Below are 14,459 nucleotides of genomic sequence, written 5' to 3' on the forward strand. Positions count from 1 at the left end.
AGATGATCAGCCGCTTCGGCTGCCAGTCCTTCAGCACCCGGCGGATGAACGCCTTGCCGAACGAACCCGTCCCGCCCGTCACCAGGATCGATTTCCCGTTCAGGTCGGGAAGTGCCGTTTCAAACATCTGCAATGCCCCAGGCAATTATGGCCGACGCCTGTGTCGACCAGAATAAGTTCACTAAATCAGCACGTTACCTTGGGACAAATCCTTCCCATGGCAAAATGGCCAGCGCAGGGGGTATCAGCAGCCCCGCCGGGCTGTCAACCGGCCCTTGTCTGGACAACCGCGTGGAATTCTCAGGCGGCCCCGAACACCGGCTCCAACAATCCCCGGTGGCCGGTCTTGACGGCAAAGAGACTGCCGGCGAGCGGCGCCTGGGCCAGCATCGCGGCGTCGAGCCCGACCGTCGCCGTGGTGATGTAGAGCGTATCGAGATCGTCCCCGGCGAAGGCGCAGGAAGTCACCAGCGGCACGGGCAAGCGGACCTCCAGGTCGATCTTGCCGTTGGGCAGGAAGCGCGTCACCCGCCAGCCTTCCCAATGGCAGATCCAGATGCCGCCGGCAGCGTCCACGGTCATGCCGTCCGGCATGCCCTGCTCTTCCGTGAACTCGGTGAAGAGCCGCTGGTTGGTCAGGGCGCCGGTCTGGGGGTCGAGGTCATAGGCGTAAACCTTGCGCACCATCGTATCCGAAAAATAGAAGACGCGCCCATTGGGGCTGAAACCGGGACCATTGCCGCAGGCAAAGCCGCGGTCGTGGATCTCGCTCTTGCCGTCCGCGGTCAGGCTGTAGATGCCGCCGATCGGCTCGGTCTCCTTGTTGTCCGAAGTGCACAGCCACAGCCGCCCCTGGCGGTCGACCTTGCCGTCGTTGAACATGGTGAGTTCTGGCCGGTCGTTGGGATTGACCCAGGGCGTGAGCTTGCGCGCCGCGACATCGACCTTGAAGGTGCCTTCGCGCCCGGTGAGGATGAAGCCTTCCTTTGCCCGGACCATCGTCCCCATCGGCACGTCGAGCTTCAAATGCCAGGCATCGGCCGCCTTGGTCGCCGGGTCATAGATGTGAATCGTCGGCCCCTTGAGGTCGAGCCAGTAGACCTTCTTGTCGACCGGATGCCACAGCACCGATTCGCCTAGGATGGCGGGGGTTTTCACGACACAAATGGGGTCGGCGGCGGGGACGGCAGGCATCGCGGCTCCTGATCGGATGGGGATGATCCGCCGATTGTGGCCATCCCGCGCGCAATAGCAATGCCGTTGGCGAAAAACAGCGGCGCCCCCGATCGCTCGGGGGCGCCGTCATCATCATTTCAGCTGGCGGCCCGCAGGCCCTCCGTCAGCGCCGGGCGGCAAGCCGGCCGGGCGCCGCGCTTCAGCGTGCGCGCGGCACCGTCATCGGGCACCGGCATCGCCACTTCGCCGGACAGCATGCGTTCAAGTTCGCGCCGCGCCCGTGCCAGGCGCGATCGCACCGTGCCGATGGGGCAGCCGCAGATCCGCGCTGTCTCCTCATAGGAAAGATCCTGGCCGACGACGAGCAGCAATACCTCGCGCTGGTCGGCATTGAGGCCATCAATGGCACGGAACAGCTCCTTCAGCACCAGCACATGCTCCTGCCCCGGAGCCACGCTGGCGAGATTGGGCAGCAGGTCGTCATCGACCTCGACCAGGCGGCTACGCTGCCCGGCCCGCAGATTGTTGACATGGATGTTGCGCATGATCGTGAACAGCCAGGCCTTGAGGTTCGTGCCCATGGCATAGAGGTCCTGCTTGCGCAACGCGCGCAGCACCGTGTCGTTCACCAGATCGTCTGCCGATTGGCGGTTGCGGGTCAGCATGACCGCAAAAGCCTTCATGGCCGGCAGCAATGCGACGAGTTGGTTTTGGAAAGTATCGGCCATCGGTTGTCCTTTCGGTCGATTCAGTCTTCGGTCCAAGCGTCGGAAAATCGTGACGTCAGGTCCCCGCCTTGTGCGGGAGGCCCCCGCCGGAATGGGCGGTGGGCATGGCCGAAAGATGGGCGGATCGGCGTGACAAGCCGAGCGACAAGACGGAGGAGAAGCTGTGACCTCCGACTTTTGGAATAGGAATAAAAGAATAGACTGGGATTATTTCGTGACTTTGCCCGGATCGCTTGGACCTGAATCGTTGGGGAAAGCCTCGCGAATGAGCTTGATGAGCTTCTCGTCGGCCGGTTCTTCGCAGGCAGCGAACAACGTTTTCATCTGCCGCTCCAGCCAGCGGTCAAAGGCTGGGGATGTCATGGGCAGGGAGGAAGCGGGGGCGCCGGGCATTGGCGCCGGGGCGGCAGGGCCGGCAGCAGCATCCAGGGACGTGTCATTGGCCGGCGAATCGCTGCCGTCCTCCCACCCCTTCCCGTTCCGACCGGCATTCATTGCGGCTGAAAACTCCCAGAAACAGCGTCAGGAAACCGCGCTTGTTAACGATCTCACTGCAGCGCTAACGGCGCCCGCCCGGCCAAGTTCCCGGAGGGTGGCCGAAAACCCCCATAATCGGAACTGATTACCGTCAGCGGGTGAATTGGCGCAACACCTGTTGCACCAGGGCGTGGTCGAGGTCCGGCCGGCTTTCCAAGATGAAGCCCATCGCACCGGCCCCCAGCATCGCCCCCAGGGGGTCCGCCTTGACCGCCTCGCCGGCCATGTCGCCTGCTGCCGCAACAAGGGCCGGCATGCTGTCCATGGTGGCACCCTGCACGGCCGCGACGCGCTTGGGGCTGGACTGGGCCTGGGCGATACGCGCGAGGACCAGGGCGATGATCGCCAGCGACAGCGCGACGATCCCCAGTGCCGCGGCCGGCCGCATCCAGTCGAGCAGGTAATGGTAGAGGGAAGCCGCGGCAACGCCGATGGCACCGAGGCCGAGACAGGCCGCCAGCCCCGCCAGCACCAGGCGGCGCAGGACCCGGTCGGTCAGGCGGTCGATCGATGCCAGCATGCCGCGGCTCCCTTTATCCGGATGAAAATCAACGATGCGTCAGCTTGCCGAGCAGGATGCCGACGCCGAACGCTACCAGCAGGCTGGTGAGCGGCCGCTCGGTGATCTGCTCTTCCAGCACGCCGACGCCGGCCTGCACCCGGGCCTTGCCGTTATCGACCGCCTCGTTGAACTGGGCCGAGCCCTTGCGCGCCAGCAACTTGGCGATGGTCGCCACATCTTCCTTGAGCGTGCCGAGATCGTTCTTCAACACGTCGAATTCCTTGTCCAGGCTGCGATCTGCCATAGCGACATTTCCTTCCTTCATGACGGTCTTTTCCTTCCTTGCTTCAGACATAGTTGGGCTTCAGACATAGTTGGCAACGAGCGACACCAGGAACAGCACGATGAAGATCAGGAACAGGATCTTCGCAATGCCGGTCGCCGCCTGCGAAATGCCGCCAAAGCCGAAAACGCCGGCAATGATGGCGACAACAAGAAAGACCACGGCCCAATAGAGCATGCTGTTTTTCCTTCTGCCGATGGATGAAAGCCAGCTTCGGTGCTGGATTCAAAAGACTGAGTTCTCGCCGGTTCCGAACCACGCCCCACACGAGAGTCGCCGGACCCTAATTACGCCTGGCCCTAAATTCGCCTGGCGCGAGGGGTGGCCCCGCGGATCGCACCGCCGATGCCATGCAACAGGGAGCAGCATGGCACCGGGGGCGACCGCGCGGGGCCGCGTGTCGCCATTTGGCCGGAAAGTCGATTGCCAGGGTCGTGCGTGCCCGGCCATCGGATCTCATGGCTGGGCAGACAGTGACCGTTTGGGGGAAGGGTCACTGCGGCAATCGTGGGGTCGCTCCGGTCACATGGCGGCCACGCAGAATGAAACGCGGCGCTTTGTGATTGGTTCCGCGGCCAGTTCAGCGCCCGGCCGGTTCAGCGCCTGGCCGGTTCATCGTCTGGCCGGTTTCTTGCCGGCCTCTTCCGCCCGCGCCAATTCCGTGCCTTCCGGTCCATCGACGGCGCGCTTGGCGGCTTCCGCCTGGCGTTCCGTCCGGCCCGGATGCTGGGCGGATTGCTGGGCGCCGGTATTGTAGTGACGGGCGGCTGTCCGGTTGCCTTCGCCTTCATTGGGCTGGCCGCCTTGCTGGCGCTGGCGATCCTTCGCACCGCCCTGCTGCTGCTGATCGCTGGTCAGGGAATGGCCCTGCTCATGCTTCTCGCCGGGCACTTCCATCGGCACCGTCTCGTTCGGAGTCTTCGTCGGCATCTCCGCTCTCCTTCTCGCTATGCGTCAACGAGACAAACGAAAGCGCGCGCCGAAGGTTCCGGCGCGCGCTTGTTCGTTCCGACTATGTCGTTGTTTATCGGTACCTATCCACCCGACGGCTTATCCACCGGTCATGCGCGGCAGCAGGAAGACCTCGCTGTCCGGCTTCAAGGGTTCCAGCCAGCCTTCGCGATAGATGAGCCCGTCGATGGAGACGGAGACACCTCGCTTGATCTGGCCTTGCAGGCCCGGATAGGTCTCGCCCAGCCGGGCCAGCAATTCAGCCACGTTCTTGGCCTCGATCTCGACCGTGGTCTTGCCGCCGGTATGCGGCTTCAGCGATCCCCAGACGACGACCTTGACCATGCTCTTGCCTCAGGCAGCCTTCTTGCCCTTGGCTGCCTTGGCGTCCTCGATACCCTTGAGGACGCGCGGCGGCGACATCGGCAGCTGGGTGAAGCGGACGCCCGTCGCCGCGGCAACCGCATTGGCGATGGCGGCAAGCGGCGGCACGATCGAGGTTTCGCCGACGCCACGGACACCGTAGGGGTGCCCCGGGTTCGGGATCTCGAGGATCTGCGTGTCGATCATGGGCAAATCCGAGCAGACCGGGATGCGGTAGTCGAGGAAGCCCGCATTCTGCAGGCGGCCATCCTTGCCATAGATGTATTCCTCGTTGAGCGCCCAGCCGATGCCCTGCACGGCGCCGCCCTGGAACTGCCCTTCGACATAGGACGGGTGCACCGCCTTGCCGGCATCCTGGATGACCGTGTAGCGCACGATCTTGGTCCCACCGGTTTCCGGATCGACTTCAACATCGCAGATATGCGTGGCGAAGCTGACGCCGGCACCGTCGGCCGAGAACTCGTGATGGCCGGCGATCGGGCCACCTGTTCCCGGCGAGGCCGCGGCGATTTCCTTCAGGGAGAGCGGCGCGAAATTGCCGGCATTGGCGCCGGCGGGCTTGGCATAGCCCTTCTCCCAGGTCACCGCGTCCTCGGGGATGCCCCAGGTCGCGGCGGCACGGGCGCACAGCTTCTTGATGGCATCGCGTGCAGCGAGGATGCAGGCCATGCCGGTCGCGAACGTCGTGCGGCTGCCGTCGGTCACGTCGTTATGGCCGAGCGAGCTGGTGTCGGCGATGATTGCCCGCACATGCTCGTAGCCGATGCCCATTTCCTCTGCGACCATCATGCACATCGAGGCGCGCGAGCCGCCGATATCGGGCGAGCCCACCGACACCGTGATGGTGCCGTCGATGGGAATGTTGAGGCTGACGCAGGACTGGCCGCCGAAATTGAACCAGAAGCCCGCCGCCATGCCACGGCCCTGGTTGGGGCCGAGCGGTGCCTTGAAATGCGGATGGTTCTTGGCGGCATCCAGTGTCGGCCCGAGGCCGATCGGACCATAGACGGGACCATAAGACGATTTGGTGCCTTCGCGCGCCGCATTCTTGATGCGGAAGTCGATGGGCGCCATGCCGAGCTTGTGGGCCAGTTCCTCGATCACGCTCTCGACCGCGAAGTTCGCCATCGGGGCACCCGGCGCACGATAGGAGATCGTCTTCGGGCGGTTGCAGACGACGTCGTAGCCGACGGCGCGGACGTTATCGAGATGGAACTGCGCGAAGGCGCTCATGGCGCCGAATTCCGCCGGCGAGCAGCCGGCGAACGGGCCACCCGTATAGCGGAAGGCGCCGTCGGCCGCCGTGATGAGGCCGTCCTTGGTCACGCCGATCTTGATGTCCATGGAGGTGGCCGAGGTGGGGCCGGTCGCCTTGAACACTTCGTCGCGGGTCATCACCACTTTCACCGGGCGGTTGGCCTTGCGCGAGAGCGCCAGGGCCACCGGCTCGATGAAGACGGTCGTCTTGCCGCCGAACCCGCCGCCGATTTCCGACTGCGTCACCCGGAGGCGGGAGATATCGATGCCGAGGATGCGGGCGCAGACGTCACGCACCATGTAATGGCCCTGGGTGCAGCACCACAGTTCGGCGCTGCCGTCGGGCGACATGCTGGCCAAGGCCGCATGCGGCTCGATATAGCCCTGGTGGGTGGATTCGGTCTTGAAGCTGCGCTCGACGATGATGTCGGCCTTGGCAAAGCCTGCTTCGACATCGCCATGGCCGAATTCGAAGCGGCGGGCGACGTTGGAGCTCTTCTTCGGCTTCGGATCGACGCCGTCGGTGAACATCTTGGCATGCAGCACCGGCGCCTTGGGGCTCATTGCCTCGTCGACATCGGTCACATGCGGCAGCACGTCGTAATCGACCTTGATCAGCTTCAGCGCAGCCCGCGCGATCGCGGCCGTGGTCGCAGCGACCGCCGCCACGGCATGGCCTTCATAGAAGGCCTTCTCGCGCGCCATGATGTTGCACATCGTGTCGTAAAGGCCGGAATCGCCGTCGGTCTTGTCGGGGAAATCGTCCCGCGTGATCACGGCTTTGACGCCGGCGAGCTTCTCGGCCTTCGAGGTGTCGATGCTCTTGATCTTCGCATGCGCATGCGGCGAACGCAGGATGCGGCCCACCAGCTGGCCCGGTGCCGAGGCGTCGGCGCCGAACTTGGCGCGCCCCGTCACCTTGTCGATGCCGTCCGGACGCAGCGGACGCGAACCGACGACATTGAATTTGCGCTTTGAATCGGGTGCGTTATCGAGCGGCATTTTTCAGGCCCTCTTAGCTTTGGTGTTGCGCATGTCTTTGGCGGCGTCCTGCACGGCACGGACGATCTTGTCGTAGCCGGTGCAGCGGCAGAGGTTGCCGGCGAGGCCAAAGCGGATCTCGGTTTCGGTGGGATCCGGGTTCTTGTCGAGGAGCGACTTCGCCGCCACCAGGAAGCCCGGCGTGCAGATGCCGCATTGCAGCGCTGCATGCTCGATGAACTTCTTCTGCAGCGGATGCAGCTCGTCACCCTTGGCCATGCCCTCGATGGTGCCGATGTCATGCCCTTCGACTTCAGCGCCGAGCACCAGGCAGGAGCAGGTCAGGCGGCCGTCGACGGTGACGGAGCAGGCGCCGCAATCGCCGGTGCTGCAGCCTTCCTTGGCGCCGGTGAGGCCAAGGCGGTTGCGGAGCACGTCGAGCAGCGTTTCGTCGGGTTCGCACATGAACTCGACCGGATCGCCGTTGATCTTGGTGTTGACTTTAATGCCGGACATCTAGATTTCCCCTGTCCTTAACGGCCGCCAGCGCGCTTGCGCGCGATGAGGGCGGCGCGGCGCGCGAGCACGCCAGCGACTTTGATGCGGAATTCGCGCGTACCGCGCTTGTCGTCGATCGGGCTGCAGGCGGCAGAGCAGGCTGCGGCCATGGCATCGAGGGCGGCCTTGTCCATCTTGGTGCCGATGAGAGCCTTGGCGGCAGCCGGCACCAGACGCACGGTCGGCGCCACGGCACCCAGCGCCACGCGCGCCTTGGTCACCACACCTTTGCCATCGAGCGTCACATTGACGCCGCAACCGACCACGGCGATGTCCATTTCCGTGCGCGGGATGAAGCGCAGATAGGCGTCGCCCGATTTCGGCTTCCTGGCCGGCAGGACGATGCTTTCGATGATCTCGCCCTTCTTGAGCGAGGTCTTGCCGGGGCCGACCGGAATTTCTTCGACGGCCACGGTGCGCTTGCCCTTGGGGCCGACGATCACGGCCTTGGCGCCGGCGGCGACCAGGGCCGGCACGCTGTCGGCGGCGGGCGAGGCATTGCACAGATTGCCGGAAATGGTGCAGCGGCCCTGCACCTGCTTCGAGCCGATGAGGTTGGCGGCTTCCACCACCCCGGGCCAGGCCTTCTTCAGCGCGGCATGTTCGCCGAGCTCGGCGCCGGAAACGGCCGCGCCGATCTTGAATCCGCTGGCCGATTTCTGGATCGTCTTGGCGCCCGCGACGCCTTTGATGTCGACGACCAGATCAGGCTCGATGAACCCGGTGCGGAGACGGACCAGCAGATCGGTACCGCCGGCGAGGACAAAGGCCTGGCCTTTTTCCTTGGCGAGCATCTGCGCCGCCGCCTTGAGGGTTGTAGGACGCTCGTATCTCATTCCTGGCTTCCTTTGGCTTGGAGGGCACACCCGATCTACTCCGGCAGGCCACCCTTGCACAATACCCCTGCCGGTGGTTTTTGGGGGAAACTAGCCATTTTGGTGCAATCTTTGACTAGTTACAGCCTATTGCCACGGCCATTTTACAGGCTGTTGCAGCTTCAAAAATGGTTTGAACTCGTCTACGAGGGCTGTGAGTTGATTGCCAAACCACTCCAAGTCGCTTGCCATATCATGACTAAGCTTCGTGCGATCGGCCCCCTGTGCTTGGCTCGATAGGTTTCGCATCGTAGCTCTTAGGTCTATAGATCGCTTCCATATCACATCAAAATGCTCGCAAAGCTGATCATCAAGAAGAAAAGGAGCATCAGCGATTCCAGCTCGATACTCCCAAAGAGCCTTATCCGGCACATCGCCTTCACGCATAATTTCACTCAAGAATTTTCTGACTGAGTCGAACACAGCGAATCTACGATCAAAAAGATCGCCCTTTAGCTTCACTCGGGAGATCAGCAACTGCTGCCAACCAATGTAAGCGCCTACGACTGCAATTACAGGCACGGACAGCGCCTGTAGCACTTGGATTACTCCCGTCATTTCAACTATCCTTTCACAGGCTCAATAGAGTACGCCTCACTATTATGGCGATGCAGTTCTCTTTTTTGCTATGTTAATGGTTGCACCGCCTTTCGGGCTCCACGGTTGGGTAGGCTATGATCGTCTTGGTGATGGGGGTGAGCGGCGCCGGCAAGAGCACCATCGGCCGGGCGCTGGCCGATGCGCTTCAGGCGGATTTCCTCGAAGCCGACACGTTTCATTCCCCGGCCAACGTCGCCAAGATGACAAAGGGCGTGCCGCTGGACGATTCGGACCGCTGGCCCTGGCTCGACGCCATCGGCCAAGCCCTTGATCAAGCGGTCAGAGATGGGAAACGCGTGGTCCTGGCCTGCTCGGCCCTCAAACAGGCCTATCGCGACCGGCTGCTGAAAGAGGGCGGCCGGACCGGCTTCACCGTCTTCCTGAAAGGCGAACCCGACCTCATCGCCGCCCGCATGTCGGGCCGCAGCGGCCATTACATGCCGCCCACCCTCCTCCCCAGCCAATTGGCCACCCTGGAACCGCCCAAGGACGCCATCGTCATCGACATCGCAAAGGCACGGGATGAGATTCTGCGGGAGATATTGTCGAGGTTGCCGAAGTAGCGCGCCAAGCGGCGACACCCCTCACCCCGACCCTCTCCCCGCAAGTGCGGGGCGAGGGAGTTTCGACCGAACTCGTTCTAAAGCCCCTCGCCCCACGGCGTGGGGAGAGGGGTTGGGGTGAGGGGCCTTTTCAAGACGCCTTCTTCTGCCGCCCATAGACCAGCAGCATGCCGATGATGACGCTGCCATAGATCAGCTGGCGCCCGGCTTCGTCGATCTGCATGACAGAGAGAATCGATTGCAGCAGGGTGATGAGGATGACGCCGGCGATGGTGCCGATATAGGAACCGCGCCCGCCCAGGATATTGGTGCCGCCCAGCACCACCGCCGCCACCGCCGGCAGCAGATAGGGATCGCCCATGCTTTGATAGGCCTTGGTCGAATAGCCGGCGAGCAGCACGCCGGCAAAGGCCGAGAGGCCGCCCGAGGCCATGAAGGCCAGCATCATCACGCGCTGGGTAGGCAGGCCCGACAGATAGGCGGCGCGTTCCCGGTTGCCGATGGCATAGACCGCGCGGCCATAGGTGGTCCGCGTCAGGATGAAGACCGCGCCTGCCGCCACTGCCGCCCAGACGAAGAGCGCGTTGGGAATCTGCAGGATGCTGGCCCCGGTGGCGAGGAAATGCATCATGTCGGTGGTGTGGTCCTGCGGCGCAAAACCGCCGGTCCGGATCACCATCAAGCCCTGCGCCACGGCATTCATGCCCAGCGTGAAGATCATCGAGGGCACGCGCAGGTAAGCGACGCCGAAGCCGCTGATCAATCCCATCGCCATGCCGCACAGGATTCCGAAGGGAATGGCGAGCGCCTCGCCCAGCGGCCCCCAGCCGGCGGCGGCGGTCGACATCATGCCGCCCACCGTCACCACCCAGGGAACCGACAGGTCGATCTGGCCAAGGAGGATGACCAGCATCATGCCGGTGGCGATCAGCCCCAGGAACGAGGCCACCTGCAGCTGCTTCAGCAGATATTCCGGCGACAGGAAGCTCGACGAATAGAGGCTGCCCACCAGCAGCAGCAGGACGATGCAGCCGAAGGCCGCGAGAACCGGCTTGTCGAGGCGGGCGATGAAGGGGGGCAAGGTGCGGGTCATGGTCAGCCGAACAGATCCAGGCGGTTCTTGATGCGCAGCAGCCGCAGCGACCCCAAGGTCACGGCGCCCAGCAGGATGACGCCCTGGAACAAGGGCTGCCACAAGGGATCGAGATCGAAGACGAAGAGCAGGTCGCCGATCGTCCGCAGGACGAAGGCGCCGAAGATGGCGCCGATGGCACTCCCCGACCCGCCGAACAGCGAGACGCCGCCGATGACCACGGCGGCGATCGCGTTCAAGGTGTAGGAGCCGCCGATGGTGGCCGAGGCTTCGCCCGAATAGGTGATGAAGGTCAGCATCAGCCCGCCGCAGGCCGAAAGAAGCCCCGCCACGACATAGGCGGCGAGGCGCGCGCGGTCGATGCTGACGCCGGACATGTAGGCCGCCGGTTCGGACGAGCCGATGGCATAGATGGCGCGGCCGACTTCCGAGCGCCGGAGCGGGACCCAGATCACCAGCACGATGCCCAGCAGCACGACAAGCGAGGTGGGAATGCCGCCCGGCAGCTGTTCGGTGAGCGCATCGGCAAGGTCCGAATTGACGTCGCCGCCGGGAATGGGCCGCAGCCACAAGGCGATGCCATAGAAGATGGCGCCGGTGGCGAGCGTGGTGACGATCGGCTGCAGGCGCCCATAGATGACGATGAGCCCGTTGAGCGCGCCGCAGAGAACACCCGCCAGCAGCACGGCAATGACGCCGAGGCCGGTTTCGAAGGCCGAGCCCACGACCAGCTGCGACGCGAGGCAATTGGCCAGCACGAAGATCATGCCGACGGACAGGTCGATGCCGGCGGTGAGCACGACCAGGGTCTGCGCCATGGCGACCAGCGCCAGCAGCACACCCTTATTGGCGGCCGTCGTCACCACCATGCCGCTGAAGCCGGCGCTGTGATTGCCGGTATAGATGCCGAACATGATGACGAAGACCAGGACAGCCAGCAGCGTGCCCCTGTTCTCGGCCAGCCAATAGCGGAAATCACCCAACGTGCCGCTCCTGTCCTGCATCCATGCTGCCGGAATTCATACTGCTGGAATCCATGCTGAAGGCGCTGCTGACCAGCGCATGTTCGGTAATGTCGGCGCCCGCCAGTTCGCGCACGATGGCACCATCATACATCACCAACACCCGGTCGCAGCAGCCGATCAGTTCGTCATAATCGGTCGAATAGAACAGGATCGTGGCCCCGTCATCGGCCAGTTTCCTGAGCAGCTGATAGATTTCCTGCTTGGTGCCGACGTCGATGCCGCGCGTTGGATCGTTGAGCAGGATGATGCGCGGTGCGATCATCAGCCATTTGGCGATCACCACCTTCTGCTGGTTGCCGCCCGACAGCGCCCCCACCGGGATATCGAGATTGGCGGCCTTGATGGCCAGCAGCTTCACCATCGTCTCGACCGCCTCCTGTTCGCGCGCACGGTCGATGATGCCGGCCCGCGCCAGCGAGTCGAGCGCCGGCAGGGTGAGGTTGTCCTTGACCGACATGGGCAGCATCAGCCCCTCGGTCTTGCGGTCCTCGGGGATGAGCGCCATGGCGCAATCCTTGGCCTTGGCGCCGCGCGGCCCATGCAGATGGCGCGCGCTCCCGTTGACGGTGACCTCGCCGCCCACACCGCGCAACACGCCGAACAGCGCCAGCAGCAATTCACGCTGGCCTTGCCCGTCGAGGCCACCGAGCCCCACGATTTCTCCCGGCCTTGCGACGAAGGAAATGCCGTGCAGCCGCTGGTTCCAGGTGAGCTTGGCCACCTCCAGCGCCGGCGCTGCGGTCTTGGGGGTGGTGGGTTTCGGCGGGAAGACATGGCTGTATTCGCGCCCGATCATCATCTCGACGACCTCGCCCCGCGACTTCGAGCCTTGGGCGTAGCTCGCCACATGGCGCCCGTTGCGAAAGACCGTGCAATCGTCGGCAAGCTCGTCGATCTCCTGCATGCGGTGCGAGATATAGAGCAGCGCCAGGCCTTCGCCGCGCAGGCGCTTCAGAACCGTGAACACCTTGGCGACGTCGCTGGCGGTCAGGGCCGAGGTCGCCTCGTCGAGAATGAGGATGCGCGGCTGCCGCCCCAGCGCCTTGGCGATTTCCACCATCTGCCGGCGCGACAGCGGCAGGTCCTTCACCAGCGCCAGCGGGTGGATGTCCTCGGCCCCGGCCCGGGCCAGCGCCTCCTCGGCGAAGCGGCGCTGCGCCTTCCTGTCAATGAGGCCGAAACGCTTGGGCGGGCTGGCGATGGCGATGTTGTCCGCGACCGACAAATCGGGGATCAGCGACAATTCCTGGAAGATGCAGACGATGCCGGCGGCGTTGGCGGATTTGGGTGTGGGGAACAGCACTTCCTGCCCGTCAAGGCGCATGATGCCGTGATCCGCCTGCACCACGCCGGACATGATCTTGATGAGGGTCGATTTGCCGGCCCCGTTCTCGCCCAGGACCGCATGGATACGGCCGGTTTCGACCCGCAACTGGGCATCCTCGAGCGCCCGCACACCGCCATAGCTCTTGGCGATGTTGCGCATCTCGAAGAGCGGGATCTGCTGATCCATCGACGCACTTCCCTTTAAATCAAATGGCCGCCCGCCAGCGCCCCTGCCGGGCGGCCACATGCATAGCCGTCAGAAGCCTATTGATCCGTTTCCGACTGGCCCATGATTTCCTGCGCCGTGAAATTGATGCCGCAGGTCGGGAAGGAGTTGCCGACGAAGAAATTGTCGGACTGGTCCTTGTAATAGTTCTCGCCGTCCTTGAAATCCGGGTCATTGACCTTGGCCAAGGGCAGGCGGATCGATTGCGGAACCACCTGGCCTTCAAGGGCTGCGATCGCGGTCTTGATCGCCACCGCCACCTGGGCCGGGCCGGTACCGCCCGAGGCGCATTTCAGCCCCTCGGCGGAATGCTCGCCGCACAATTTGCGGAAGCCGTTCTCGGTTTCGCCGCCCACCGGTACGAAGGGATGCCCCGCATCCATCAAGGCCCGCACGGTGCCGGTCGAACCGCCCTGCACGGTGACGCCGACGAAGCTCTTATGGACGGCCACCGCATCGGCCGTCACTTTCTGCGCGGTGCCGTCATCCCATTTGCCGACGACCTCGACGGTTTCCCAGTTCTTGCCGGAAGCCTTCAGCACTTCCTGGATGCCGTCATGGCGGTCGCGGTCGACCGAGGTGCCTTCGACACCGCGGACTTCCAGCACCTTGCCGCCGCCGGGAATGTTGTCGACCAGCCATTGCGCCCAATATTCGCCCAGGCCCTTCTGGTCGACATTGACGTTGATGGCTTCGTCGGTATCGAGCGTGTTGTCGAAGGCCACCAGCACGATGCCGGCCTTCTTGGCGCGCTTGATGACAGGGGTGAAGGCTGCCGGGTTCTGGGCATTGACGACGATGGCGTCATAGCCGGAGGCGATGAAGTTATCGACGGCGGCGAGCTGGGCCGCCAGGTCCTCGCCGGTCGAGACGACCTTGAATTCCTTCAGCTTCGCCTTGACGTCAGGCTGTTCCGCATAGGCCTTGGCGGTCTTGATCATCTGGATGCGCCAGGTATTGCCGATGAAGCCGTTGGCCAGCGCGATCCGATAGGGACCTTCCTTCTTGGGGAACTGGAAATATTTGGTGTCGGCCGTCCAGGGGGCGAAGCATTCCGGTTCGGCCCCGGGGCCGGACACCACTTCCTGCGCGATGGCAGCGGTGACGAAGGAAGTCGACAGAGCAGTTGCGGCCAGCAGCTTCAGCAAAGGCCGAAGGCCGGGCCGCCGAGATTTCAGCGCGAGCATTTTATCCTCCCAAAAGGTCATTCGTGATTGAATTCCCAATCCCGGTCGGATGGTGGCGATCGCGTCGCCCGATTTTCCTGGTCCGCGCCGGCGCATCATGGATAAGATGAAATGACAGCGCTGTCAATTGGCGCGATTGCCTGCTAA

At 63.9% G+C, this 14,459-nt stretch carries 17 protein-coding genes; 1 reads left to right on the forward strand and 16 read right to left on the reverse strand.

Translation table 11 applies throughout. The features are described 5' to 3' along the window. The 12 genes from ACE3OA_RS06680 to ACE3OA_RS06735 all read right to left on the reverse strand — a co-directional run. Positions 1–127, reverse strand: a 127-nt coding sequence (locus tag ACE3OA_RS06680; RefSeq protein WP_374310889.1) for a polysaccharide biosynthesis protein, incomplete at its 3' end; no start/stop codon positions are given. Positions 128–300: 173 nt separating this feature from the next. Continuing rightward, a complete protein-coding gene (locus tag ACE3OA_RS06685; RefSeq protein ID WP_374309250.1) occupies positions 301–1,194 on the reverse strand; it encodes an SMP-30/gluconolactonase/LRE family protein in 894 nt (297 codons plus the stop codon). A 119-nt stretch (positions 1,195–1,313) separates the two neighbouring features. Continuing rightward, positions 1,314–1,904, reverse strand: coding sequence for a sigma-70 family RNA polymerase sigma factor (locus tag ACE3OA_RS06690; protein WP_374309252.1), 591 nt, complete (start codon positions 1,902–1,904; stop codon positions 1,314–1,316). 628 nt (positions 1,905–2,532) lie between these two features. After that, complete coding sequence (locus ACE3OA_RS06695) at positions 2,533–2,961, reverse strand: hypothetical protein (protein ID WP_374309254.1); 429 nt, start codon at positions 2,959–2,961, stop codon at positions 2,533–2,535. A 28-nt stretch (positions 2,962–2,989) separates the two neighbouring features. Beyond that, complete coding sequence (locus tag ACE3OA_RS06700) at positions 2,990–3,247, reverse strand: hypothetical protein (RefSeq protein ID WP_374309256.1); 258 nt, start codon at positions 3,245–3,247, stop codon at positions 2,990–2,992. A gap of 60 nt (positions 3,248–3,307) precedes the next feature. Beyond that, positions 3,308–3,463 (reverse strand): DUF1328 domain-containing protein, encoded by a 156-nt coding sequence (locus ACE3OA_RS06705; RefSeq protein WP_374309258.1) that lies wholly within the window; start codon positions 3,461–3,463, stop codon positions 3,308–3,310. A 435-nt stretch (positions 3,464–3,898) separates the two neighbouring features. Beyond that, a complete protein-coding gene (locus ACE3OA_RS06710) occupies positions 3,899–4,216 on the reverse strand; it encodes a hypothetical protein (protein ID WP_374309260.1) in 318 nt (105 codons plus the stop codon). Between the two features lie 120 nt (positions 4,217–4,336). Further along, positions 4,337–4,582 (reverse strand): MoaD/ThiS family protein, encoded by a 246-nt coding sequence (locus ACE3OA_RS06715; RefSeq protein ID WP_374309262.1) that lies wholly within the window; start codon positions 4,580–4,582, stop codon positions 4,337–4,339. Between the two features lie 9 nt (positions 4,583–4,591). Beyond that, a complete protein-coding gene (locus ACE3OA_RS06720) occupies positions 4,592–6,880 on the reverse strand; it encodes a xanthine dehydrogenase family protein molybdopterin-binding subunit (protein WP_374309264.1) in 2,289 nt (762 codons plus the stop codon). A gap of 3 nt (positions 6,881–6,883) precedes the next feature. After that, positions 6,884–7,375 (reverse strand): (2Fe-2S)-binding protein, encoded by a 492-nt coding sequence (locus tag ACE3OA_RS06725; RefSeq protein ID WP_374309266.1) that lies wholly within the window; start codon positions 7,373–7,375, stop codon positions 6,884–6,886. Between the two features lie 17 nt (positions 7,376–7,392). Then, a complete protein-coding gene (locus ACE3OA_RS06730) occupies positions 7,393–8,253 on the reverse strand; it encodes a xanthine dehydrogenase family protein subunit M (RefSeq protein ID WP_374309268.1) in 861 nt (286 codons plus the stop codon). A gap of 126 nt (positions 8,254–8,379) precedes the next feature. Next, positions 8,380–8,850, reverse strand: a complete 471-nt coding sequence (locus tag ACE3OA_RS06735; protein ID WP_374309270.1) for a hypothetical protein — start codon at positions 8,848–8,850, stop codon at positions 8,380–8,382. Between the two features lie 116 nt (positions 8,851–8,966). Here ACE3OA_RS06735 and ACE3OA_RS06740 point away from each other — a divergent pair, with 116 nt between their 5' ends. Continuing rightward, complete coding sequence (locus ACE3OA_RS06740; RefSeq protein WP_374309272.1) at positions 8,967–9,455, forward strand: gluconokinase; 489 nt, start codon at positions 8,967–8,969, stop codon at positions 9,453–9,455. 130 nt (positions 9,456–9,585) lie between these two features. Here ACE3OA_RS06740 and ACE3OA_RS06745 read toward each other — a convergent pair whose 3' ends face one another. The 4 genes from ACE3OA_RS06745 to ACE3OA_RS06760 form a co-directional block, all read right to left on the reverse strand. Beyond that, on the reverse strand, positions 9,586–10,548 hold the full coding sequence (locus tag ACE3OA_RS06745) for an ABC transporter permease (protein WP_374309274.1): 963 nt from the start codon (positions 10,546–10,548) through the stop codon (positions 9,586–9,588). Between the two features lie 2 nt (positions 10,549–10,550). Then, on the reverse strand, positions 10,551–11,552 hold the full coding sequence (locus tag ACE3OA_RS06750; RefSeq protein WP_374309276.1) for an ABC transporter permease: 1,002 nt from the start codon (positions 11,550–11,552) through the stop codon (positions 10,551–10,553). Further along, positions 11,524–13,086: a sugar ABC transporter ATP-binding protein gene (locus tag ACE3OA_RS06755; RefSeq protein ID WP_374309278.1), complete on the reverse strand. Its 1,563-nt coding sequence runs from the start codon at positions 13,084–13,086 to the stop codon at positions 11,524–11,526. The genes ACE3OA_RS06750 and ACE3OA_RS06755 overlap by 29 nt, the downstream gene beginning before the upstream one ends. 77 nt (positions 13,087–13,163) lie before the next feature. Beyond that, positions 13,164–14,312 carry a sugar ABC transporter substrate-binding protein gene (locus tag ACE3OA_RS06760; RefSeq protein ID WP_374309280.1) on the reverse strand — a complete coding sequence of 383 codons (1,149 nt, stop codon included), beginning with the start codon at positions 14,310–14,312 and terminating at the stop codon, positions 13,164–13,166. Positions 14,313–14,459: the final 147 nt, after the last annotated feature.

It is taken from the genome of Dongia sp. (assembly GCF_041906375.1).
GTDB lineage: Bacteria > Pseudomonadota > Alphaproteobacteria > Dongiales > Dongiaceae > Dongia.